Annotated in this window: 18 protein-coding genes and 1 pseudogene; 10 read left to right on the forward strand and 9 right to left on the reverse strand. The window is 68.7% G+C overall.

The annotated features are described in order from the left end of the window. Positions 1-29: 29 nt before the first annotated feature. A complete protein-coding gene (locus ACFVV1_RS31975) occupies positions 30-581 on the reverse strand; it encodes a GH25 family lysozyme (protein ID WP_389996465.1) in 552 nt (183 codons plus the stop codon). A gap of 154 nt (positions 582-735) precedes the next feature. Here ACFVV1_RS31975 and ACFVV1_RS31980 point away from each other — a divergent pair, with 154 nt between their 5' ends. Further along, positions 736-1,431: an NADPH-dependent F420 reductase gene (locus ACFVV1_RS31980; protein ID WP_389996610.1), complete on the forward strand. Its 696-nt coding sequence runs from the start codon at positions 736-738 to the stop codon at positions 1,429-1,431. 534 nt (positions 1,432-1,965) lie between these two features. Here the strand turns inward: ACFVV1_RS31980 and ACFVV1_RS31985 are convergent. Together ACFVV1_RS31985 and ACFVV1_RS31990 are read right to left on the reverse strand one after the other, a co-directional pair. After that, positions 1,966-3,252, reverse strand: a complete 1,287-nt coding sequence (locus ACFVV1_RS31985) for a radical SAM protein (protein ID WP_389996613.1) — start codon at positions 3,250-3,252, stop codon at positions 1,966-1,968. Between the two features lie 251 nt (positions 3,253-3,503). Next, the gene (locus tag ACFVV1_RS31990) at positions 3,504-4,349 is read right to left on the reverse strand and encodes a pentapeptide repeat-containing protein (RefSeq protein WP_389996468.1); all 846 of its coding nucleotides are present in this window, start codon (positions 4,347-4,349) and stop codon (positions 3,504-3,506) included. Between the two features lie 221 nt (positions 4,350-4,570). Between ACFVV1_RS31990 and ACFVV1_RS31995 the strand changes: the two are divergent. The 9 genes and pseudogenes from ACFVV1_RS31995 to ACFVV1_RS32035 all read left to right on the forward strand — a co-directional run bounded on the left by ACFVV1_RS31995 (position 4,571) and on the right by ACFVV1_RS32035 (position 16,230). Beyond that, positions 4,571-5,980, forward strand: a pseudogene (locus tag ACFVV1_RS31995) (FAD-binding oxidoreductase). A gap of 115 nt (positions 5,981-6,095) precedes the next feature. Next, complete coding sequence (locus ACFVV1_RS32000) at positions 6,096-6,587, forward strand: hypothetical protein (protein ID WP_389996471.1); 492 nt, start codon at positions 6,096-6,098, stop codon at positions 6,585-6,587. Between the two features lie 151 nt (positions 6,588-6,738). After that, positions 6,739-7,308, forward strand: coding sequence for a GNAT family N-acetyltransferase (locus ACFVV1_RS32005; RefSeq protein WP_365435250.1), 570 nt, complete (start codon positions 6,739-6,741; stop codon positions 7,306-7,308). A gap of 49 nt (positions 7,309-7,357) precedes the next feature. Continuing rightward, positions 7,358-8,863 carry an IS1182 family transposase gene (locus tag ACFVV1_RS32010; protein WP_389996474.1) on the forward strand — a complete coding sequence of 502 codons (1,506 nt, stop codon included), beginning with the start codon at positions 7,358-7,360 and terminating at the stop codon, positions 8,861-8,863. A gap of 226 nt (positions 8,864-9,089) precedes the next feature. Further along, positions 9,090-9,317, forward strand: a complete 228-nt coding sequence (locus ACFVV1_RS32015; protein ID WP_389996477.1) for a hypothetical protein — start codon at positions 9,090-9,092, stop codon at positions 9,315-9,317. Between the two features lie 468 nt (positions 9,318-9,785). Further along, the gene (gene rhaI / locus ACFVV1_RS32020; protein WP_389996480.1) at positions 9,786-10,952 is read left to right on the forward strand and encodes an L-rhamnose isomerase; all 1,167 of its coding nucleotides are present in this window, start codon (positions 9,786-9,788) and stop codon (positions 10,950-10,952) included. Positions 10,953-11,037: 85 nt separating this feature from the next. Further along, positions 11,038-13,083 carry a bifunctional aldolase/short-chain dehydrogenase gene (locus ACFVV1_RS32025; RefSeq protein WP_389996483.1) on the forward strand — a complete coding sequence of 682 codons (2,046 nt, stop codon included), beginning with the start codon at positions 11,038-11,040 and terminating at the stop codon, positions 13,081-13,083. Between the two features lie 124 nt (positions 13,084-13,207). After that, a complete protein-coding gene (locus ACFVV1_RS32030) occupies positions 13,208-14,686 on the forward strand; it encodes a rhamnulokinase family protein (protein WP_389996486.1) in 1,479 nt (492 codons plus the stop codon). Between the two features lie 80 nt (positions 14,687-14,766). Then, positions 14,767-16,230, forward strand: a complete 1,464-nt coding sequence (locus ACFVV1_RS32035) for an arabinose isomerase (protein ID WP_389996489.1) — start codon at positions 14,767-14,769, stop codon at positions 16,228-16,230. Between the two features lie 60 nt (positions 16,231-16,290). Here ACFVV1_RS32035 and ACFVV1_RS32040 read toward each other — a convergent pair whose 3' ends face one another. The 6 genes from ACFVV1_RS32040 to ACFVV1_RS32065 form a co-directional block, all read right to left on the reverse strand. Further along, positions 16,291-17,364, reverse strand: coding sequence for an enoyl-CoA hydratase/isomerase family protein (locus tag ACFVV1_RS32040; protein ID WP_389996492.1), 1,074 nt, complete (start codon positions 17,362-17,364; stop codon positions 16,291-16,293). Positions 17,365-17,641: 277 nt separating this feature from the next. Next, entirely contained in the window at positions 17,642-18,262 is a 621-nt protein-coding gene (locus ACFVV1_RS32045; protein ID WP_389996495.1) for an LAETG motif-containing sortase-dependent surface protein, read from the reverse strand. Between the two features lie 254 nt (positions 18,263-18,516). Next, the gene (locus ACFVV1_RS32050) at positions 18,517-19,005 is read right to left on the reverse strand and encodes a GNAT family N-acetyltransferase (protein ID WP_389996498.1); all 489 of its coding nucleotides are present in this window, start codon (positions 19,003-19,005) and stop codon (positions 18,517-18,519) included. 43 nt (positions 19,006-19,048) lie between these two features. Then, the gene (locus tag ACFVV1_RS32055; RefSeq protein WP_389996502.1) at positions 19,049-20,272 is read right to left on the reverse strand and encodes a DUF6397 family protein; all 1,224 of its coding nucleotides are present in this window, start codon (positions 20,270-20,272) and stop codon (positions 19,049-19,051) included. 95 nt (positions 20,273-20,367) lie between these two features. Next, positions 20,368-20,781, reverse strand: a complete 414-nt coding sequence (locus tag ACFVV1_RS32060) for a roadblock/LC7 domain-containing protein (protein WP_389996504.1) — start codon at positions 20,779-20,781, stop codon at positions 20,368-20,370. 143 nt (positions 20,782-20,924) lie between these two features. Beyond that, entirely contained in the window at positions 20,925-21,551 is a 627-nt protein-coding gene (locus ACFVV1_RS32065) for an ATP/GTP-binding protein (protein WP_389996507.1), read from the reverse strand. Positions 21,552-21,898 lie beyond the last annotated feature (347 nt).

Below are 21,898 nucleotides of genomic sequence, written 5' to 3' on the forward strand. Positions count from 1 at the left end.
ATCGCCGGCCTCATGGCCTGCGCGTGCGACTATCCGCGGGCCCAGTCGCGCATGGCGGTCCGCGAGGAGAATGCGGCGACGTCTTTGTCGAGCGGCTGGTCGGTGTACTGATGAATGCGCCAGGACGCCTTGATCTGAGGCTTCCCCGCGGTCACGTAGTCGGCTATCCACAGGCCGTCCCCCGCATACGACGTGGTGTCGTGATGCAGCCAGAAGTAGCGGTTGCAGTACAGCAGAACCTTGTGATGGGGCCTCAGGCGCTTGAGCTCACGGATGAAGCCGTCCTTTTCGGCGTTGCTCGCCCGCGTGCCTTCGCCGTTCTCCTCCCAGTCCACGGCGAGCAGATCGCCCGCCTCCTCCGGAGCCTTGCTCACGAAGTACTCCGCCTGGGCCGTGATGTCGCCCGGCCAGAGAAAGTGGTAGAAGCCGACCACACATGCCGCGTCCCTGGCACGTTTGACCTGCGAGGTCAGATGCGGGTTGACGTATGAACGGCCTTCGGTGGCCTTGATGAGGACGAAGTCCAGTCCGTCCGCATCGAAGGACGACTGATACGCGCTGACGTCGACGCCATGCAGCATGAGCACCGCCTCCAAGTGAGCCGGCTGATTCCGGTTCTCTCACTGTTCGTGCCCGCAGTCGCACCTTCCTATCCGTCCGGTGACGGAGCGAATCCTTTTGCCACTTCCCGGAATAGGGGACCGCAGCGGGTAGTTGGTGAAGCGGCGAGTCCACATCACATACCGCAGGCACCATCGGAAGGTCGGATCCATGAAGATCGGCATCGTCGGAGCGGGCAACATCGGCGGTAACCTCACCCGGCGTCTCACCGCACTGGGGCATGACGTCTCCGTCGCCAACTCGCGCGGTCCCCAGACGCTCACCGAGCTCGCAGAGGAGACCGGAGCCACCCCGGTCACAGTGGCCGAGGCCGCTCGGGGAGCCCAGGTCGTGGTCGTCACCGTCCCCCTCAAGGCCGTCCCCCGTCTGACCTCGGGATTCCTCGACGAGGCCGCGGAGGGGGTCGTGGTCATCGACACGGGCAACTACTACCCGCAGCAGCGCGACGGCCGCATCGCCGCGATCGAGGACGGTCTGCCGGAGAGCCGGTGGACCGAGCAACAGATCGGCCACCCCGTGATCAAGGCGTTCAACGGGACGTACGCGCAGGACATCCTCGACAACGGCCGCCTCCAGGGCAGCCCCGGCCGTCAGGCGCTGCCGGTGGCCGGTGACGACACGGCGGCCAAGCAGGTCGTGCGCGACCTCATCGACGAGCTGGGCTTCGACACCGTGGACGCGGGTGGCCTCGACGAGTCCTGGCGGCAACAGCCCGGCACGCCCGTCTACGGTCACCAGGGAGACGCCGAGGCCGTTGCCAAGGCACTCTCCGATGCATCCCCGGAGCGTACGGCGGAGTGGTGCGCCTGACGGGCCGGGCGACGGCGATCGACGGGTTCACCCTCGTCGCGGTGGGCTTCGCACGTACGACCGGGCCTTCAAGGACGGCGGTCCGAGCGGGTCCCTGTCCGTTCCGCGTGAGCGACGAGCCGGTGCAGGCAACTGATCGCCCGGTCCCGCCGCCCAGGTACCTCATGCGTCGAAATCGGCGCTGCGACGGACCGGTTCCCACGCGAGTGTCCCGGTCGATCCGTCCGTCCCGGAGCGCGGTGTCGGCGACGACCGAGGCGCTGCGTACCGTGTCCGTGACGTGCAGCTGGGCGGCGGCGGTCGTCGGCCGAAGCCGGAACACGCGCCCGTGATCAGCCGGACGCAACCACCCCAGGTTGGTGCCGGCCAACGACAACGTCGAAGAGATGCTGGAGCAGGTGGCGGAGGAATCCGCCACCTGCTTCGCACCGGACATCACGGCCCGGTACTACGCCCGGCCCGGCCTCTCGTTCGTCCGGTCCTACGCGAATCGGCTGCCGCCCGCCCTGGCTGTGTCCGAAGACCGGTCCGGTGTCACTGCTCGTCGTCCGGACGGGCCGGGAGGCTGTCCATGAACGAGCTGACGGAGAAGACGGCGCGACCGGGTCCGGGCGGGCCGTAGCCGGGGGGTGAGCTGAGCCCGTACTCCTCCATCGTCGCGCGGTAGGCGTCCAGCAGGCGGATGTGGTACTCCAGCGGCGCTCCGTCCGGGTTGGTCTTCCCGAGCGGGGTGGTGGGCTCCGGGCACCAGGTGGTGAAGCGCGGCGTGATGCCGTGCGACATGAAGAACCGCAGGCCCTCGGTGGTCGATTCGATGGCCTCGTTCACCGTGGTGAAGCCGAAGGGCTCGGCCATCTCCACGCCCGCCACGAAGTTGGGGATGACATTGCGGGGGCCGAAGACCTCGGCGGAGTCCAGAATGCGGCGGTGCCACTCGTCACGGCCCACGTAACGCTCCTTGCCGGGGCAGTAGAGCTCGAACAGCCGGCGGTCCCACACCTCGTAGTTGGGGTGGTAGATCTGGACGCCGTAGTCGTGGAAGCGCTGCACATCGGCCTTGGGCAGGGCCTGGGCGACGACCTTGCCGATCCAGCGACCGGGGAAGCGCTCTTCGATGGCCTTCGCGTACTGGCCGTAAAAATCCGCCTCGTCACGGCCGCCGATGTGGGAGGTGATGGCGCCCCCGGTGAGGGTGTACGCGGTCGACGTCTTCGCGGTGTCGTACTTGTCGATGATGGCCAGTGCCTCCAGGACCTCCTCGACCGGTTTCACACCGGTGTACGGGCGTCCCGCCGCCTTGTGCTGGCGCCAGTTGTGGTTGATGTCGCAGTACTGGCACTCCTCCTTCGCCCCGAAGTACTGGCAGACCCGGAAGACCGTCAGATAGACGAGGTAGCCCCACTGGATGGTGGGCGCGACCTCCATCACGGACTTGCCGTTCTCAAGGGTGTGCCGGTAGTAGTCCGGCATCGGCGGCAGGCCGACGTCGGAGATCCGCCGGCCGTCGAGGTACAGCCCGAGCACGCCGTCGCTGTCGGCAGCGACGCGGTACGGGGACGCCGGGTTGACCCGTACCGACACCACGGTCCGGCGCAGCTCGTACGGGCCACCGGTGAGGACGATCTCCTCCGGCGGGCGGCGGAGCGCGGCCGCGCCGAGCTCGGGGAGTGTTCCGTGGTCGAACGAGAAGATGAAGTACGACTTCGGCTTGACGTCGCCGCCCTCGTTGTCGCTGAGTGCGGACTCGTCGAACGCCACACCGCCTCGCAGGAGATCTTCCTTGATGACGGCTTCCCGGGGCACGTGCGGGAACTGCTCCATGAGCCGCTCGATCAGGCGGGTGCGGCTCCCGTCCGCACCACTCTCTTCGGCGCGGCTCTGATCGGTGCGGCTGTGGTCGGTACTGCTGGGCATGTGCGCGACTCCTCGGTCCGGTCGTCGGAGGCGTTCCGGGTACGCCTCACTGTGCAACGAACCACGGGCGTCTGCGGTGCCCGGCCGCACCGGCCGATTCGTCCGGGTGCGGTGCGGATGCCGTCCGGTCCGTCAGTGACACGGCCCGGGCCGGGAATTCACCGCTCCCAGTGAGTGGGCCGGCTGAGCGAGGGCGGGAGTTTCGTCGCCGCGTCGCCCCGGGCCGCGTTGAGCTGCGCCTGAGTGAGGAAGAGACTTCCGGTGAGGTCGGCACCGGACAGGTCGGCGTCCCGGACGTCGGCGCCGATCAGATCGGCCAGGCGCAGATCGGCACCCGTGAGGTCCGCCGCGATGAGGTAGGCGCCTCGCAGGTCGGCGCCCCGCAGATCGGCGCCCTTGAGTCTGGCTCCGATGAGGTCGGCGCCGCGGTGGTCGCGCTTCTTCCTGCGGGGCACCGTGGCGCGTACCAGTTCGCTGGTACGGAGCAGGAGGCCCGCGACGTCGTCACGGTGCGCGGCCACGTCCAGGTCCGTGAACGCGTCCGCAGGGAGATGGGTGAGGCGGTCCGTCTCGTCGAGGACGCGCCGGATCTCGCCGTGGAGGGAGCGTGCCGCTTCCAGGGACAGTGCTTCCGTGAGGTACCAGAGGAGTTCGTGGAGCTGCCGCATGACCGGGAACACCTGGAACATCTGCTGGGCGGTCTGCGGGGCCCGTCGCCAGTCCTGCCCGTCGAAGGTTCCGCGGGAGACCTTCTGGCCGGCCCCGAAGCAGTCGTACACGGTGCAGCCGGGGAAGCCCTGTGTCCGCAGTTCGGTGTGGATACCGCAGCGGAAGTCCTCCTGGAGATTACGGCAGGGCTTACCGGCATCCTTGTTGATCGCGAAGTCCGCGGACCGGGTCAGGGTCAGTGCGACGCAGCACAGCCCGAAACAGTTCGCACAGTCGGCGCGCAGCGCGGCACGCTCGGTGCGGTCGGTGCCGGGGCGTGGGGCGTTGTCGGGCACAGTGCGTGGGTCCTCCGGGATACGAAACTGTCGGACGGTCGACCCTATCCGGATCCGTCACCCGTACACACCGATTTCCTGATCATCACCAGTAGGCACCGACCACCGCGGCGTCCCTTTCGGCTTCTTCGCAGGTACCGGATCAGGGGGCTCCGCTCCGGGCGGCAATCGTGCGCGCAATGATGGTGGCTATTGCATCTTTACAGGAGGTGACCACGGGCATGGCGAACGCACCGGCCGACAGCATCCCTGCTCAGCGGGCCCTCACGGATCCGGCAGGCCTTGCCCGGTATCAGCACGACGAGGCCGAGTGAGCCCCCTACGGAACGCCCCTGGCCGTGGTGCGCCCGCAGAGCACCGACGAGGTGCGGGACGTGGTCCGGCACTGCCTGGCGCACCGCATCCCGCTGGTGCCGCGTGGCGCCGGCACCGGCCTCTCCGGTGGAGCGAACGCCGTCGACGGGGCGATCGTCCTGTCCTTCGAGGACATGAACCGGATCATTCACATCGACATCGCGGAGCGGCTCGCGATCGTTCAGCCGGGGGTCGTCAACGACGATCTGCGGGCGGCCTGCGCGGAGCACGGGCTCTTGTACCCGCCGGATCCGGCGAGCTCGCCCTGGTCGACGATCGGCGGGAACGTCGCGACCAACGCGGGTGGGATGTGCTGCGTCAAGTACGGCGTGACCCGCGACTATGTGCTCGGTCTGGAGATGGTCAATGGGCTCGGTGAGGTCGTCCCGCTCGGCCGGCGCACCGCGAAGGGCGTCGCGGGATACGACCTGGCGGGGCTGATGGTCGGATCCGAGGGCACCCTGGGTGTGATCACGGAGATCACGGTGCGGCTGCGTCCGGCGCGGCCTCAGGAACGGACCGTGGCCGGGTACTTCTCGTCGGTGGTCGCGGCGGGAGAGGCGGTGAGTGCCGTGACCGCGTCAGGTGTGATTCCTTCGGCTCTCGAACTGGTCGACCGTCACTGTCTCGCCGCCGTCGACGCGTGGAAGAAGATGGGGCTCTCCGCCGACGCGGACGTGGTGTTGCTCGGCCGGGTCGACACCCCCGGCGCCGAGGGCGATGCCGAGGCGGAACTCGTGCGGGACTGCTTCGACAGGGCGGGCGCGACCTGGGCCGTGGTCTCCACGGACCAGCAGGAGGCCGATGCGCTGTTCCAGGCGCGGTGGCTGGCCTACCCGGCGCTGGAACGGCTCGGTCCGGTTCTGACCGAGGATGTCTGTGTACCACGGACCGCGGTGCCCGAGATGCTGGCCCGGATCGAGAGGACAGCGGCTCGGCACGACATCCTGGTGGCCGACATCGCCCATGCCGGGGATGGCAACCTGCACCCGCTGATCATCACCCCGCCGGGTGACGAAGCCGCACGTGCCCGCGCCCAGTCGGCGTTCGAGGACATCCTCGACGACGCGATCGCGCTCGGTGGCACCGTGACGGGCGAGCACGGGGTCGGGCTGCTGAAGATGCGCGGCATGAACAAGGAGCTGGGACCCGCTGTCCTGAGCATGCATCACGCCGTGAAGGCGGCGTTGGGCCCGCACGGCATTCTCAATCCCGGCAAGGTGCTCGACGGGGCCGGTCCGTCGCCGTCCGATGAAAGGGGCACCCCGGGGGCGTAGCAGGGACGTCGGCTGTGGGGCGGCGTCTTCGGCGTCCGGGACGGCCCGCGCCCGCGCCGTTGTCAGTGCGGCGCCGCACACTGACAGCAGTACGGCACGGGCGAAGGGGACACTGATGGGCACCGAGCACGAGACCGGCTTCGAACCGGCCACCGGGGACGGCCCGCCGGCTTCGGCACCGGACGGAAGCCGGGCCGCTGCGGTACGGACGGCGTTCGAGGGCCTGCTGCAGATCCGGCGGCTGACGAACACCGGACACGCGAGTCCGGAGGGCGTGCCCGCACAGTGGGAGATTCACCGGCCGATACGGGCCGTCGCCCTGGCGCTGGAGGCATCGGGCCTGGCTGCCTCGGCCGTTGACGGCTCGGGCGCGCGTACGGCGACCGGGTACCGCTTGGTGCCCGGCGATGCGCCGGGCAGCGTGAGGGTCGAGTGGCTCGGCCAGCCCGGCAGCGGAGCCGCGCATGCGGAGGAGGTCGAGCTGCCCCGGTGCGCCGCCGTGCTGCGGGAGTTGGGCTGGACGGTATTGCTGTACCGGGGGCCGCGGCGCAGAAGATTCCTGGAGGTCGAACCACCGGCCGGTGTCCGACGGCCGAACGGCGGCTAGGAGCGTGGGTCAGTAAACAACTCCTGGAATGCCGCGCCTCGTGGTGGAGTGGGGCTGTCGGGCGCTGCTGTTGAAAAGGCGTGGCTGCCCGTCAGCCGTGATGCGACAATCAGTCCGCATCTTGATCCAAATCCGCGTCCCGGAGGTCCGCATGGACATCGCCTCGCTGCTGCCGATGACCACGCCCCGGTTGTCGCTGCGTCTGTTCACTCCCGGCGACGCCGACGACCTGTACGCCTACCAGAGCCTGCCGAGCGTGGCGCGCTACTTGTACCGGCCGGCGCACACGCGGGAGCGCAGCGAGCAGGTTGCGGCCGAGCGCGCGGCGCACTCGGTTTGGTGCGCCGACGGGGACAAGCTGGCGCTTGCTGTGTGCCGACGCGATGAGCCCGGCGTCCTTGGCGAGGTGACGCTCACCCTGGCCAATGCCCGCGCCGCCCAGGCCGAGATCGGCTGGACTCTCGACCCACGTCACCAGGGGCACGGCTATGCGACCGAGGCGGCCGTGGCGCTGGCCGGGTTTGCCTTCGACAGGCTGGGCGTGCACCGGCTCTACGCACGGCTGGATGTGGAGAACACCGGGTCTGTGCGGGTCTGTGAGCGCCTCGGGATGCGTCGGGAGGCGCACCTGGTCGAGAACGACCTCGACGGGGATCGCTGGGGCAGCGAGTACATCTACGCGGCGCTGGCCGCGGACATTGGCGGTCAATCAGGCAGTTGAGCCCGACGCCGCCTCCTGTTCGTGATCTTCCATATGGAAGAATCCTGGTATGTCTGGTGGGGATGGCCTGTTCGAGGTGGATACGGGGGCGGTGGTGGAGCCGCAGACCGCGCCGACGGTGCCGGCGAAGAAGACGTTCCGGGTGTTCGTCCCCGATCAGATGATGTTGCTGCCGCCGTCGCTGGATGAGTGGTTGCCGCAGGACCATCTGGCGCGGTTCGTCGCCGAGTTGGTCGACGAGGTCCTGGACCTGGCCCCGATCCTGGCGGCCTACACCGAGAAGCGCGGGTTCCCGCCGTATGACCCGCGTCTGATGGTCCGGCTGCTGATCTACGGCTACACAACCGGGATGCGCTCGTCGCGGGCGATCGAGCGCAGGTGCGTGGACGATGTGGCGTTCCGCTACCTGGCCGCCGGGGCCGACCCGGATTACCGGTCGATATCCACGTTCCGGGCCCGGCACCTGGACGCCCTGGCCGGGATCTTCACTCAGTCGCTGCACCTGGCGCAGAGGCTGGGCATGGTGAAGATGGGCAGGGTGGCGTTGGACGGCACGAAGCTTGAGGCCAATGCCTCAAAGCACAAGGCGATGAGCTACGCCCGCTTGGTCGACAAGGAGCAGCACGTCGAGGCGGAGATTGCAGAACTCGAAGCCGCTGCGGCCGCGCTGCTGGCCGACGCGGCCGCCGTCGACGCCGCCGAGGATGAGAAGTTCGGCCGCGGTGGCAAGGACACCGATCTGCCCGGCGAGCTGGACCGGCGGGAGAAGCGCCTGGCGAAGATGCAGGCCGCTCGCGCGCAGATCGAGGCCGAGGCCGCCGAGCGGGCTCGGCGCCACGCCGAGGACAAGGAACGCCGACGCCAGGGGCGGACCGGTGCCGGCGACAATCCCGACGCCGTGCAGGCCGCCGGAGACAAGGCCGCCGAGGTTGCGCGGCCGATGGATAAGGCGCAGGCCAACTTCACCGACCCGGACTCCCGGATCATGAAGAACAGCGACGGGGCCTACATCCAGGCCTACAACGCCCAGGCCGTCGTGGACGGCGCGCACCAGATCATCACCGCCGCCGATGCGACGACGAACCCCTCGGACGTGCTGAACTACACGATGATTCTCGACCAGTCCGCCGCGAACACCGGTATCCATCCCAAGCAGGCGCTGGTCGACGCAGGGTACTGCTCCGAGGCGAACCTCGCGGCCGCGGCCGACCGCAAGGAAGAGCACGGCACCGACACGTTCATGGCCACCGGTCGTCTGACCCACGACGAGCAGGTCAGCGCCGCACCGCGCGGACGCATCCCACAGGACGCCACGGCCCGTGAGCGCATGGCCCGCAAGCTGCGGACCAAACCCGGCCGCGCCGCCTACAGCCGCCGCAAGGCCATCGTCGAACCCGTATTCGGCCAGATTATGACCTGCCAGGATGGCCGTGAACTGCTGCTGCGCGGTGAGAACGGGGCCCGTGGCGAATGGCGACTGCTGGCGGCCTGCCACAACCTCCGCAAGATCTTCCGGCACGCCGGAACCGCCGGGCTGGCCGCCGCCAGAGCCTGACGGCCCGGCCGGAGCCCCCTGAACAACGGCCCACCGAGCCCACCACTGCGGCACCAGGCCCGAACAAACGGCCGCGACCGGCCATCAGCCGATCCACAACCGCTCGTCGGCTGGGCCATTACCGACCCACGCTCCTAGCCGACGGACCGGGGCCGCCGTGGGAGGTCATTGTCAGACCCATGGGGGATGCTGGTGGGTCCGACACCTCTGACCGGGAGATGCTGAGATGCGCAATGACGAACTCGCCGCGGCCCAGGCGTATGTCCGACTGCTGGAGGCCACTCGGGCGGCGCTCACGGAGCCTGACGAAGTTCCCGTGTATGTGCCCTTGCTCGCCTCGCCGATCGCGGAGGCGGATGTCGCACTTGAGCGTGCGGGGCTCTGCGGCAATGAGTCCCGGTTCTTCGATCTCGTGCGCTCGCTCCAGCCGAGCATGTCCGGCAGCGGTCGCTGACCGGAACTGCTGAACGGCACCGTATGGTCGCGGTGCACTTCATCGCCGGGCGGACCGATCCGGGCAGGTCCGCTCGGCCGTCGATCAGTCGACCGTCGATCCGCGAGCGACGATTCGCGAGCCGGCGCATCTGCGGGCTTGCCGTCGTCGTGCGGGCGCTCTTCACCTCGTCGCTCGGATGCGCCACCATGCTCGGAACGAGTCGGCGGACCAGGCGCTCCCGGGCCCGCCCCGAGCACGCGTGATGCCCGTCGGCCCGCACCGCATCGCCCGTCCCACGGCCACACCTCCTCTCGCCCTCTCGGGCGTACTCGCACCCAGCATGGTGAATTGATTCAAGCAGTCGAGAGAACACAGCCAGTCGCTTGACTAGTAGCTTCTGACAAACCTAGCGTACGGTCGGATGAAACGATTCATAACCGTCCCGACGACCACCGGTCGCTGGATGACTCCGCTTGTGAGGTGTTCATGTCTGACGTGTCGGCCGTCAAGGCAACTCTGAAGTCCCAGGTGATCGAGACACCGTCGTGGGGGTACGGGAACTCGGGAACTCGGTTCAGGGTGTTCGCGCAGCCGGGGGTGCCGCGCGACCCGTTCGAGAAGCTGGAGGACGCGGCACAGGTGAACGCGTTCACGGGTGTGGCACCGAAGGTGTCCTTGCACATCCCGTGGGACAAGGTCGAGGACTGCTCCGCGCTCACCCGGCATGCCGCGGATCTCGGGCTGCGGATCGGCGCGATCAACTCCAATGTCTTCCAGGACGACGACTTCAAACTCGGTTCGGTCACCCACTCCGACCCGAAGGTGCGCCGCAAGGCAACCGACCATCTGCTGGAGTGCGTCGGCATCATGGATGAGACCGGGTCCCCCGATCTCAAGCTCTGGTTCTCCGACGGCACGAACTATCCCGGGCAGGACGACATCGTGGCGCGTCAGGACCGACTCGCCGAGGCACTGGCGGAGGTGTACGGGCGCCTGGGTGACGACCAGCGGATGCTGCTGGAGTACAAGCTGTTCGAGCCCGCCTTCTACACGACGGATGTGCCGGACTGGGGCACGGCGTACGCACACTGCCTCAACCTCGGTCCGAAGGCCCAGGTGGTCGTGGACACCGGGCACCACGCGCCGGGCACCAACATCGAGTTCATCGTGGCGTTCCTGCTGCGGTCCGGGAAGCTCGGCGCGTTCGACTTCAACTCCCGGTTCTACGCGGACGACGATCTGATGGTCGGGGCCGCCGACCCGTTCCAGCTGTTCCGGATCATGCACGAGGTGGTCAAGAACGGCGGTCTGAAGCCCGAGACGAACGTCAACTTCATGCTCGACCAGTGCCACAACATCGAGGCGAAGATCCCTGCGGTGATCCGGTCGGTCGCCAATGTGCAGGAAGCGACCGCCAAGGCGTTGCTGATCGACATGGACGCGCTGGGCACCGCGCAGCGGTCCGGCGATGTGCTCGCCGCGAACGGTGTCCTGATGGACGCGTACAACACCGATGTCCGTCCACTGCTCGCCGAGGTGCGTGAGGAACTCGGCCTGGCCGGGGATCCGTTCGCCGCATATCTGGCCTCGGGCAATCAGGAGCGGATCGCCGCCGCCCGGGTCGGCGGCGAGCAGGCCGGCTGGGGCGCCTGAGCCCCGGACTCCCTCCCCCGTACACCCGTCCCACCGTTTCAGCCCGATTCCACCCCCTGCCCCGACCCGACCCCGAAGGAATCTCATGACGTCCGCGACGCACGCCGAAGTCGCCGCCCTCCTGGAGCGCGCCCACCGGATCGGCTCCGACGCCCGCAACACCAACTACGCAGGTGGCAACACATCGGTGAAGGCCACCGGCACCGACCCGGTCACCGGCGGCGAGACCGAGCTGCTGTGGGTCAAGGGTTCCGGCGGTGATCTCGGCACCCTGACCGAGGCCGGCCTCGCCGTGCTGCGCCTGGACCGGGTGCGCGCGCTGAAGAACGTGTACCCGGGGGTGGAGCGCGAAGACGAGATGGTGCCGGCGTTCGACTACTGCCTGCACGGCAAGGGGGGCGCTGCCCCGTCCATCGACACGGCGATGCACGCACTGGTCGAGGCCGCGCACGTCGACCATCTGCACCCGGACTCGGGAATCGCGCTGGCGTGCTCCGCCGACGGGGAGAAGCTCACGGCGGAGTGTTTCGGGGACAAGGTGGCGTGGGTGGGCTGGCGCAGGCCCGGTTTCCAGCTCGGTCTGGACATCGCCGCGGTCAAGGAGGCCAACCCGCAGGCCGTCGGTGTGATCCTCGGCGGCCATGGCATCACGGCGTGGGGCGAGACGTCCGAGGAGTGCGAGCACAACGCCCTCTGGATGATCCGTACGGCCGGGACGTTCCTTCAGGAGCGGGGGAAGGCGGAGCCGTTCGGCCCCGTGTGGGCGGGCCGCGAGGCCCTCGCCGAGGAGCAGCGCCTGGAGCGCGCCGCCGCGCTCGCCCCGCTGATCCGCGGTCTGGCTTCCACCGACCGTCCGCAGGTGGGCCACTTCACCGGCACGGAGCCCGTGCTGGACTTCCTCTCCCGCGCCGAACACCCGCGGCTCGCTTCGCTCGGCACCTCGTGCCCGGACCACTTCCTTCGTACGAAGGTCAGCCCGCTGGTCCTCGACCTGCCCGCGGACGCCCCGCTGGACGAGGTCCTGGCGCGCCTGAAGCAGCTGCACGGGGAGTACCGGGAGGCGTATCGCGCGTACTACGAGCGTCACGCCGCCCCCGACTCCCCCGCGATGCGTGGCGCGGATCCGGCGATCGTGCTGGTGCCCGGGGTCGGCATGTTCTCCTTCGGCAAGGACAAGCAGACCGCCCGGGTCGCCGGGGAGTTCTACCTCAATGCCATCAATGTGATGCGTGGCGCCGAGGCCGTCTCCTCGTACGCGCCCATCGAGGAGTCCGAGAAGTTCCGGATCGAGTACTGGGAGCTGGAGGAGGCAAAGCTGCGCCGGATGCCGAAGCCCAGGCCGCTGGCCACCCGGGTGGCGCTGGTCACGGGTGCCGGGTCCGGTATCGGCAAAGCCATCGCGCACCGGCTGGTCGCGGAGGGGGCGTCTGTCGTCGTCGCGGACCTCGACGCGGAGAGCGCCGCCTCGGTGGCGCAGGATCTGGGCGGGCCCGACAAGGCTGTCGCGGTGACGGTCGATGTGACCAGTGAGGAGCAGATCGCCGAGGCGTTCAAGGCCGCCGTGCTGGCTTTCGGCGGTGTGGATCTCGTCGTGAACAATGCCGGGATCTCGATCTCGAAGCCGTTGCTCGAAACCACCGCCCGGGACTGGGATCTCCAGCACGACATCATGGCGCGCGGCTCGTTCCTGGTGTCGCGCGAGGCCGCACGGGTGATGAGGGCGCAGAACCTCGGCGGTGACATCGTCTACATCGTGTCGAAGAACGCGGTGTTCGCCGGCCCGAACAACATCGCCTACTCGGCGACCAAGGCCGATCAGGCTCACCAGGTGCGGCTGTTGGCGGCCGAATTGGGCGAGCACGGAATCCGGGTCAACGGCATCAATCCCGACGGGGTGGTGCGTGGTTCGGGGATCTTCGCGGCCGGCTGGGGTGCTCAGCGTGCGGCGACGTACGGCATCGAGGAGGAGGAGCTCGGCAAGTTCTACGCGCAGCGGACCCTGCTCAAGCGCGAGGTGCTTCCGGAACATGTCGCGAACGCCGTCTTCGCGCTGACGGGCGGGGAGCTGACGCACACGACCGGTGTTCACATTCCCGTGGACGCCGGTGTGGCCGCGGCGTTCCTTCGATGACCGGCGTCCCTGAGATGAGCCGCGTCCCTATGATGAGCCGCATCCCCGCGATGGCCCTCGTTGTCCCGATGGCTCTCGTTCCAGCGATGAACCGCGTGCCCGCGACGAACCGGATGAGATGTCCATGTCTGTGACGTCACGAAGCGAGGCGGTCTTCGCGGCCGTGGACCTCGGTGCCACCAGCGGTCGGGTGATCACCGGCCGGGCCGGGCCGGGGAAGCTGGTGCTTGCCGAGGCGTACCGCTTCCCCAATACCCCGGTCCGGCTGCCGGACGGATTGCGGTGGGACCTACTCGCCCTGTACCAGGGGATGCTGGACGGGCTGCGGACGGCCGCGCGCAACGGCCCGATCGCCTCGATCGGCATCGACACGTGGGCGGTCGACTACGGCCTTCTCGATGCCGACGGCGCGCTGCTCGGGCTGCCGTTCCACTACCGCGACGGTCGCAACGGACAGGCGGCCGAGGAGGTGCTGGCTGAATGCGGGGCGCAGGAGCTGTACGCGGTCGGCGGGTTGCAGCATCTGCCGTTCAATACGGTGTTCCAGCTCGCCGCACATCGTGCGAGTGCCCAGTGGGGCGCGGCACGAACGATGCTGTTGATCCCCGATCTGCTGGTGCACTGGCTGACCGGCACGGTGGGTGCGGAGATCACCAACGCTTCGACGACCGGTCTCTTCGACGCGTCTGCCGGTACCTGGTCCGATGCGCTGATCGGCCGGCTGGATCTGGAGCGTTCCTGGTTCCCGCCGTTGCGGGAGCCGGGCGACCCGGCGGGGACGCTGTTGCCGCATGTCGCCGAGTACACCGGTCTTCCGGCCGGTACTCCCGTGACGACCGTCGCCTCGCACGACACGGCGTCGGCGGTCGCCGCGGTTCCCGCGACCGAGCCCGGATTCGCGTATGTGTCCTGCGGTACCTGGTCGTTGGCAGGTCTGGAACTGGCGGCTCCGGTACTGACGGAGGAGTCCCGGGCGGCGAACTTCACCAATGAACGCGGGGTGGACGGGACCGTCCGCTATCTGCGCAACATCATGGGCATGTGGCTGCTGGAGGAGTGCCGCCGTGCCTGGGACCGGGAGGGTACGGCACCGGGTCTCGCGGAACTGCTCGCCGAGGCGGCCCGGGCCCGGCCGTTCGCCGCGGTGATCGACCCCGACGACGAGACGTTCCTCGCACCGGGTGACATGCCGTCGCACATCGACGCCCACCTCGTACGGACCGGACAGGCACCGCCCGGGAGTCCCGGCGGGTACGTGCGGTGTGTGCTGGAGAGTCTGGCGCTGGCGCATCGCAGAACGCTGCGGCAGGCCGCCGGGCTGGCGGGGCGGGAGCCGGCCCGGATCCATCTCGTCGGCGGCGGTTCGCGCAACGAGCTGTTGTGCCAGTGGACCGCCGATGCCACCGGGCTGCCCGTGACGGCCGGTCCCGCCGAGGCGACCGCGCTCGGCAACATCCTGTTGCAGGCACGCTCCCATGGCCTCGTGGGCGATCTCATGGACATGCGGCGACTCGTCGCGCAGACCCAGGAGTTGCGCCACTACACCCCGCAGGGAGATCGGCGTGCCTGGGACCGGGCTGCCGCGAGGCTGCGGCCGGCCTGAGTCCCGGGCACTTCGACACGCAGGCCGGGCCCCGTCCGGCGGATGCCCGGGCCCCGATGGATGACGAAGGAAGGAAGCTCATGACTGATGTCTCTCCCGTCGTGCTCGACGGCGCGCTCGCCCGCACTGCACGTCACCGTACCCGCGTCGGTCTGGTCTCCGGTGGACTCGGTGCGTACTGGCCGCAGTTCCCCGGTCTCCTCGACCAGCTGCGGGAATCGGCGCGTCACGTGACCGGGCGGTTCGAGGAGATGGGCTGCGAGGTCGTCGACGCCGGCTTCATCTCCGACCCGCAGGAGGCCGCCGAGGCGGCGGAACAGCTGCGCAGGGCCGACTGCGACATCGTCGTGACGTTCCTGACGACGTACCTCACGGCCTCGATGGTCCTGCCGATCGCCCAGCGCACCCACACCCCGGTGCTGGTCATCGACCTCCAGCCGACCGAGGCGATGGACCACCCGAACACCGACACGGGCCAGTGGCTGGCGTACTGCGGACAGTGCCCACTGCCGGAGGTCGCCAATGTGTTCCGGCGCAGCGGCATCCCCTTCCGCTCCGTCTCCGGCCATCTGCACGACGGGAACGCCTGGAACCGGATCCGCAGATGGATCTCCGCCGCGCGGGTGCGGGGTGCAATGCGGCACGGCCGGCACGGGTTGATGGGCCACCTCTATCCCGGCATGCTCGACGTCTCCACCGACATGACGCTGGTCTCCACCCAGTTCGGCGGACATGTCGAAGTCCTCGAATTCGACGACCTGCGGGTCCGGGTCGCCGCCGTGACGGACGAGGAGGCCGCCGAACGCGTCGCGCTCACGCGCAGGGTCTTCACCCTCGACGATTCCGTCGACGAGGGCGATCTTGCCTGGGCCGCCCGGGTGTCGGTCGGACTGGACCGGCTCGTCGAGGACTTCGAGCTCGACAGCCTCGCCTACTACCACCGCGGTCTGGAGGGTGAGATCCATGAGCGGCTCGGCGCAGGCATGATCCTCGGCGCTTCGCTGCTGACCGCCCGGGGCATCCCGATGGCCGGGGAGTACGAGCTGCGCACCAGCCTCGCGATGCTGATCGCCGACACCATCGGCGCCGGCGGCTCCTTCACCGAGCTCCAGGCCCTCAACTTCCGCGACCGGGTCGTCGAGATGGGGCACGACGGTCCCGCCCACCTCGCGATCAGCGCCAAGGATCCGCTGTTGCGCGGGCTGGGTGTGTACCACGGCAAACGCGGCTGGGGCGTCAGCATCGAATTCGACGTCAGGCACGGTCCGGTCACCACGTTCGGCGTCGGCCAGGAGGCGGACGGGACATTCACGTTCATCGCCTCCGAGGGCGAAGTCGTCCCGGGACCTCTGCTGGAGATCGGCAACACCACCTCCCGCGTCGACTTCGGCTTCGACCCCGGTGAGTGGACCGACGCCTGGTCCGCGACCGGCATCGGCCACCACTGGACTCTCTGCACCGGCCACCGCGCCAAGGACTTCAAGGCCGCAGCCGATCTTCTCGGCATCCCGTTCCGCACCGTGACCGGCCCCAATGACCTCTGAGAGGCCCCCGGCCTCGATCTGCCCAATTCCGCCCCGTATGCACCAGTCCGCCGTTATGCCTTAGTCCGTCGTTCGGAACGCGGGAACCAGGCCGAGCTCGCGGTCGCCCAGCGGCGCGAAGAAAAGCGCCACGTCGGCCTCGGTGACCTCGGCCAGGTCCGCCGGGTTCCACCGCGGGTTGCGGTCCTTGTCGATGATCTGGGCACGCACGCCTTCCACCAGGTCGGGCCTGGTGAAGGCGGTGGACGAAGTCCTGTACTCCTGGTCGAGCACCTCCTCCAGGCTGCCGAGCCCGCGGGCCCTGCGCAGCGCGGCGAGGGTCACCTTGAGCGCGGTGGGCGACTTGGCCAGGATGGTTTCGGCGGCCTGCTTGGCGGCGGGGACACCGCTGCTTCCGAGCCGGTCGAGGATCTCCTCGACGGAGTCGGGCCGGTAGCAGAAATCGATCCACTCGCGGTGCTCCGCCAGTGCACCGCCCGGCGCGGGTGAGGCGTGCCGCCGTACGGTCCCCTCGACCTCGGCTGCCGTACCGCAGGCAGCCAGGGCCGTGGTGAGTCCGGGAAGGCGGTGGGACGGTACGAAGTGGTCGGCGAGCCCGCACAGCAGTGCGTCAGCTGCGCCGACCGCGTCCGCGGTGAGTGCCAGATGGGTGCCGAGCTCACCGGGTGCGGCGCTGAGCAGGTGCGTACCGCCCACATCGGGGACGAAGCCGATTCCCGTCTCGGGCATGGCGACACGCGAGCGTTCGGTGACAATACGGACGTCACCGTGGGCCGAGACACCGACGCCGCCGCCCATGACGATGCCGTCCATGACCGCGACGTACGGCTTGGGGAACCGGGCGATACGGGCGTTGAGCCGGTACTCGTCACGCCAGAAGTCCATCGATGTGCCGCCGCCCGAGCGGGCGTCCTCATGGATCGAACGGATGTCGCCGCCCGCGCAGAGACCGCGCTCCCCCGCGCCGGTGATCAGGACCGCGGTGATGGCGTCATCGAGCTCGGCTTCGCCGAGTGCTTCGTCCATGCGCAGCACCATGGCGTGATTCAACGCGTTGAGGGCACGCGGGCGGTTGAGCGTGATGTGCCGGATGCGTCCCTCGGTGTGCAGCAGAACGGGATCGTCGTGATTCATCTATGCGCTCCGGTCAGCCCCTGTGCCGTATCGCCCGCCGATCGCGGACGATCTTCCGCTGCCATTCTGCGGGGCGGGTCCTGGGCTGGGGCAGCAGGGGTCCGGGGGCGAGATCGGGCATTCCACGCCTCCCGCATCCGCTCCGACGCCGACCACGGAGCAGTCGTGACGCGAGCGCAGAAGGGCGAGAGCGCAGAAGGGCGTGGCTCCCCGCGAGCGGGGAGCCACCTCGACCAATGACCCCGGCACACTCCCGTGCCGGGGTCATTGGTCTACGTCAGTGCTGTGCGGTGCGACGCTTGCGCACGGACCACATGATGCCGCCACCGGCCAGCAGGACGGCCACAGCCGCTCCACCGATGATCGGGGTGGCGGACGAGGAACCCGTCTCGGCCAGGTCCGACGAGCTGGGGCTCGGGAAGGCCGCTGCCGGGGCGGACTCCGACGGTGCCTCGCTGGGGGTGGCGCTCTCGACGGGCGCCTCCGAGGAGGGCGCCTGCGACGGCGTGGTCTCGGACGGTGCGGGTGACGGGGTGGTGCCCTCGCACACGGGCGCCTGCTTGGTCTCGTCGCGCGAGAAGTTGTCACCGTCGCCGGCCTTGACGACGAGATGAACCGTCAGTTCCTTGTCGTGCTCGGGCAGCTCTAGCTTCTTGTGGAACTCCTTGCCGAAGGTCTGGACGGGCAGGAGGTCCTTGCCGTCGACAGTGACAGTCACTTTGTTGGTGACGTTGCTGTTGTAGGCGGTCAGGTCAAGGCTCACGTCAGTACAGGTCACGGCCCAGGTGGGAGTGTGAGCTGCGGCCGGGCCGGCGGTGAGGACCGTGCCGGTGAGGCCGACCACCGCGGCAGCCGCGAGTGTCCCCGCAGCACGCAACGATCTCCTGGGTACGGTCATGAATTCTTCCCCCCGCATATGTTTCATCGCCCAATTGGCGGTGGGGCGCACCGTACTGCCCGTGACAACTACGTGCACAACCGCCCCAGGAAGCACCTGAAGTCACAACTGACCCCACATCTCCACTGGTTGGGACATGACGGACACGGCACAAAGACAGCGGAGCGATTCCTTGGCCGAATTCCCTTCCGAAACGCAGCCCGTCGAGGCGGTCAGGTCGGATACTCGGCCGATTTCCAGAGACGGCAGATGCGTCAGAGACGGCAGTACATGATGTGCAGTCCGACGAAGCCCTGTTTCGGATGGTTGAACCCCTCGGGCAGCGTTCCGAGGACTTCGAAACCGAGCGAGCGGTAGAGCCGGACAGCGTGGATGTTCGTCTCCACCACGGCGTTGAACTGCATGGCCCGGAACCCCGATGCGCGAGCCCAGTCCAGTGTGTACGCACACAGGGCCCGGCCCACACCCTGCCCGGAACGCTCGGGGTCGACCATGTAGCTGGCGCCGGCGATGTGTGCGCCGTTGCCCATGTGGTTGTTGGTCATCTTCGCCGTGCCGAGGACCGCCCCGTCCTCGTCGACCGCGACGACCGTGCGGTTCGGCGACTTGAGAAGCCACCAGGAGCGGGCCTCGTGCTCATCGAGGTCGAGCGGATAGGTGAACGTCTCGCCCGCGGCGACGATTTCGTGGAAGAACGGCCAGATGTCGGCCCAGTCCCCGGCTGTGGCTTCCCTGATCAGCATGCGGGCCAGGATGCCGGTGCCGCTCTCCCCGCGCCAGGAGTTTTCAGCAAGGACGCCGGGATGGGCGCCGCCGCAGCCCGAGCCGGGCGAGCAGCCCGAGTGGGGCTTCCGGCACTGCTGACGGCGGAGGTCCAGGATCGGGAGCCGGATCACGTACCTGAGCGCAATCGCGTACAGGAACAACCGAGGGTACGGGCTCGGGCGCCGGCGCGAGTTCGGAGACCGAACCGGCCGAAGAGGGTTCGGAGACCGAAGCGGCTTCTCCCTCAGTAACGAGCCCTTCCTGAACTCGGAGTCCTGGCTCAACACGGAGTTCAGGCTCAACACGGAGTTCAGGCTCAACACCGGGTTCACGCTCACCACGGAGTTCGGGCCCGGCACCGCATTCGGCCCCAGTGCCGGGATCGGCTTCCGGTCCGTGCTCCCTCTCGATCTCAGGTACGGGATCGCGCCCGGGGCCGGGACGAGGGCGCCACTCGTCGCCCGGACGCGGAGCCGGACGGGCCTCCTGCGCATTGTCCAGCTCCATGATCAGGCCGACGCGCCGCCACAACATCTCGTCCGGTTCGTCGGCCTGCATCAGGCGCGCCATGGTCTCCCGCGCGGCGGGCGACGCCGTTGACCCGTAGACCGGTTCGGAGCCGATCCTGGCGAGGTAGGCACGCTCGTACGGATCGTCGACCACCTCCGCCAACTGCACCGGGTCCAGTGCGCCCGCGAGCACGGCCGCGCGGGCCCAGGGGTCCTCCGTGCGGCTCAGCAGCCGTTCGATCCGGAGTGAGCGCCACTCACGCGCGCGGTGGTCGGCGCCTCCGTCAAGTCGGCTACGCACCCAGGCCGGGCTCTTCCCCACCAGGAGGTGAGGTTCCCGGGCGGCGAACCCTGCGAGCTCCTCGGCGAGATAGAGCCAGACCACCGCCCGGTACCGGTTGAGGTAGAACGTGATCGGCGGGAGGCAACCCGCGCGGGCCAGCTTGGTGAAACGGTCGGGGCTGATCCCGAGCAGTCGCGCCCCTTCCGCCGTCCCAACCGTACGCACCCGCTCCCGCAGCGCCTCCGGGAACCCGTCCTGCGCCCGCAGCCGGTCGACCTCCTCCCTGCGGACCCTCGCCCTTCCACCACCACCACCTTGCCGCACCAGCACCCGGACCAGACCCACATGCGCGGCAATCGCGAACTCGCCACGCTTCAGCTGGAGTTCCTGGGCTGCCGTGCCCACGGCCATCGTGCTCTCGGTATCCGTACACAGAGATTCGGTGACAGTCATGATGCTCTCCCCCGCGAGACTCAATTACTCTCTGTGAGCACGCTAACCCGGGAGAGACACCGTTCGTCCGGCCTGTGGATAACTCCGGCGAGCGGTCAGGGCTGGTTGGCGCCGTCACTCCCCGCCTGCCGCGCGGCGACACCGAGGTGCTCCCCGACCCTGTTCACGAGCAACGTCATCTCGTACGCGACCTGGCCGACGTCGGCCTCGGCCTCACTCAGCACACACAGACAACTGCCCTCACCCGCGGCCGTCACGAAGAGCAGCGCCTCGTCGAATTCCACCATGGTCTGCCGGGCCTTGCCGGCCCGGAAGTGGCGTCCCGATCCACGGGCGAGGCTGTGCAGCCCGGACGAGACCGCGGCGAGATGCTCCGCGTCCTCGCGCGCCAACCCCGTACTCGCTCCGGTCACCAGCCCGTCGTTCGACAGCACCAACGCGTGCCGTATGTGCTCGACCCTGCCCGTGAGATCGTCAAGGAGCCAGTCAAGTCCCCTGTCCAGCGCCATATCCCCGCTCCTCCCCGCTCATACGTTCCCCGTGCCCCACGTTTCGCGTAAGCCTTGCGTACGGGAAACGTACGGGCAAGCGGTCCTCCGTCATGTGGCTGGGTCCTGGCCCTGTGCCGCGCGAGGAAAGAGTGCCAGGAGAGTCAGCTCACCGAGTCGAGGAGCCGGGCCGCGTGCATCCGCCCGGCGTACTCGACCATGCGGATCAGGACTTCCTTGCCGGAGTCCCGGTCGCGCGCATCGCACGGGACGACGGGTGTACCGGGGTCGAGATCGAGGGCCCGGGACACTTCGCGTTCGCCGTATGCGCGGGCGCCCGCGAAGCAGTTGACCGCGACGACGAAGGGGATGCGTCGATGCTCGAAGTAGTCGACGGCCGGGAAGCAGTCCTCCAGACGACGGGTGTCGGCGAGGACCACGGCCCCGAGGGCTCCCTGGGACAGTTCGTCCCACAGGAACCAGAAACGGTCCTGCCCTGGTGTGCCGAACAAGTAGAGCGAGAGGCCGGACCGGATGGTGATGCGTCCGAAGTCCATGGCGACGGTGGTCGTGGTTTTCTGATCGACCCCGTCGGTGTCGTCGACCGACTGTCCCGCCTCGCTGAGGAGTTCCTCGGTCCGCAGTGGCCGGATTTCGCTGACCGCGCCGACCAGCGTCGTCTTCCCGACTCCGAAGCCTCCGGCGACCAATATCTTGAGTGCGAGAGCCTCGGTCTCCACGGCCTCCCCGGCCGTCGCCCCGTGAGTGTTGTCAGCGTGCTCGGAAAGCATCGATCACTTCTCTCACCAGTGAGTCCCAAGACGCCGAATGCGCAGGTCAGAGCTGTCTTGAAGGGCTCGGATTCCGTGAACCGTCAGCATGATTACGTCGACAGTGACTACGGCGACAGCATGGCAAACGAGCACCTGCCCCGGGGGACGGGATCGCTTTTTTAGCCATGTGATCGTTTCCCGCTCACTCCGTGACCGGATGAGTCCACAACCGGATGAGTCCAGCCACCGATGCGTCTCTCCGAGCGCGCCTGTGGTTCCCGCGTTCCCGGTCGTGAGTGCGCGGGCCCGCGCACAAGGGCCGCGCGTTCCCGGAGGTATGGGCCCGCGACCCCCAACCGCCCGGC

Origin of the sequence: Streptomyces sp. NPDC058092, from assembly GCF_042884935.1 — a bacterium.
Lineage (GTDB): Bacteria > Actinomycetota > Actinomycetes > Streptomycetales > Streptomycetaceae > Streptomyces.

Coding starts and splice junctions, on each gene's coding strand:
- ACFVV1_RS32055 (WP_389996502.1), bottom strand. CDS start 20,272: ATGACTGTCACCGAATCTCTGTGTACGGATACCGAGAGCACGATGGCC.
- ACFVV1_RS32025 (WP_389996483.1), top strand. CDS start 11,038: ATGACGTCCGCGACGCACGCCGAAGTCGCCGCCCTCCTGGAGCGCGCC.
- ACFVV1_RS32060 (WP_389996504.1), bottom strand. CDS start 20,781: ATGGCGCTGGACAGGGGACTTGACTGGCTCCTTGACGATCTCACGGGC.
- rhaI (WP_389996480.1), top strand. CDS start 9,786: ATGTCTGACGTGTCGGCCGTCAAGGCAACTCTGAAGTCCCAGGTGATC.
- ACFVV1_RS32030 (WP_389996486.1), top strand. CDS start 13,208: ATGTCTGTGACGTCACGAAGCGAGGCGGTCTTCGCGGCCGTGGACCTC.
- ACFVV1_RS32000 (WP_389996471.1), top strand. CDS start 6,096: ATGGGCACCGAGCACGAGACCGGCTTCGAACCGGCCACCGGGGACGGC.
- ACFVV1_RS32065 (WP_389996507.1), bottom strand. CDS start 21,551: ATGCTTTCCGAGCACGCTGACAACACTCACGGGGCGACGGCCGGGGAG.
- ACFVV1_RS32050 (WP_389996498.1), bottom strand. CDS start 19,005: ATGCTGATCAGGGAAGCCACAGCCGGGGACTGGGCCGACATCTGGCCG.
- ACFVV1_RS32040 (WP_389996492.1), bottom strand. CDS start 17,364: ATGAATCACGACGATCCCGTTCTGCTGCACACCGAGGGACGCATCCGG.
- ACFVV1_RS31985 (WP_389996613.1), bottom strand. CDS start 3,252: ATGGAGCAGTTCCCGCACGTGCCCCGGGAAGCCGTCATCAAGGAAGAT.
- ACFVV1_RS32005 (WP_365435250.1), top strand. CDS start 6,739: ATGGACATCGCCTCGCTGCTGCCGATGACCACGCCCCGGTTGTCGCTG.
- ACFVV1_RS32015 (WP_389996477.1), top strand. CDS start 9,090: ATGCGCAATGACGAACTCGCCGCGGCCCAGGCGTATGTCCGACTGCTG.
- ACFVV1_RS32010 (WP_389996474.1), top strand. CDS start 7,358: ATGTCTGGTGGGGATGGCCTGTTCGAGGTGGATACGGGGGCGGTGGTG.
- ACFVV1_RS32045 (WP_389996495.1), bottom strand. CDS start 18,262: ATGACCGTACCCAGGAGATCGTTGCGTGCTGCGGGGACACTCGCGGCT.
- ACFVV1_RS32035 (WP_389996489.1), top strand. CDS start 14,767: ATGACTGATGTCTCTCCCGTCGTGCTCGACGGCGCGCTCGCCCGCACT.
- ACFVV1_RS31975 (WP_389996465.1), bottom strand. CDS start 581: ATGCTGCATGGCGTCGACGTCAGCGCGTATCAGTCGTCCTTCGATGCG.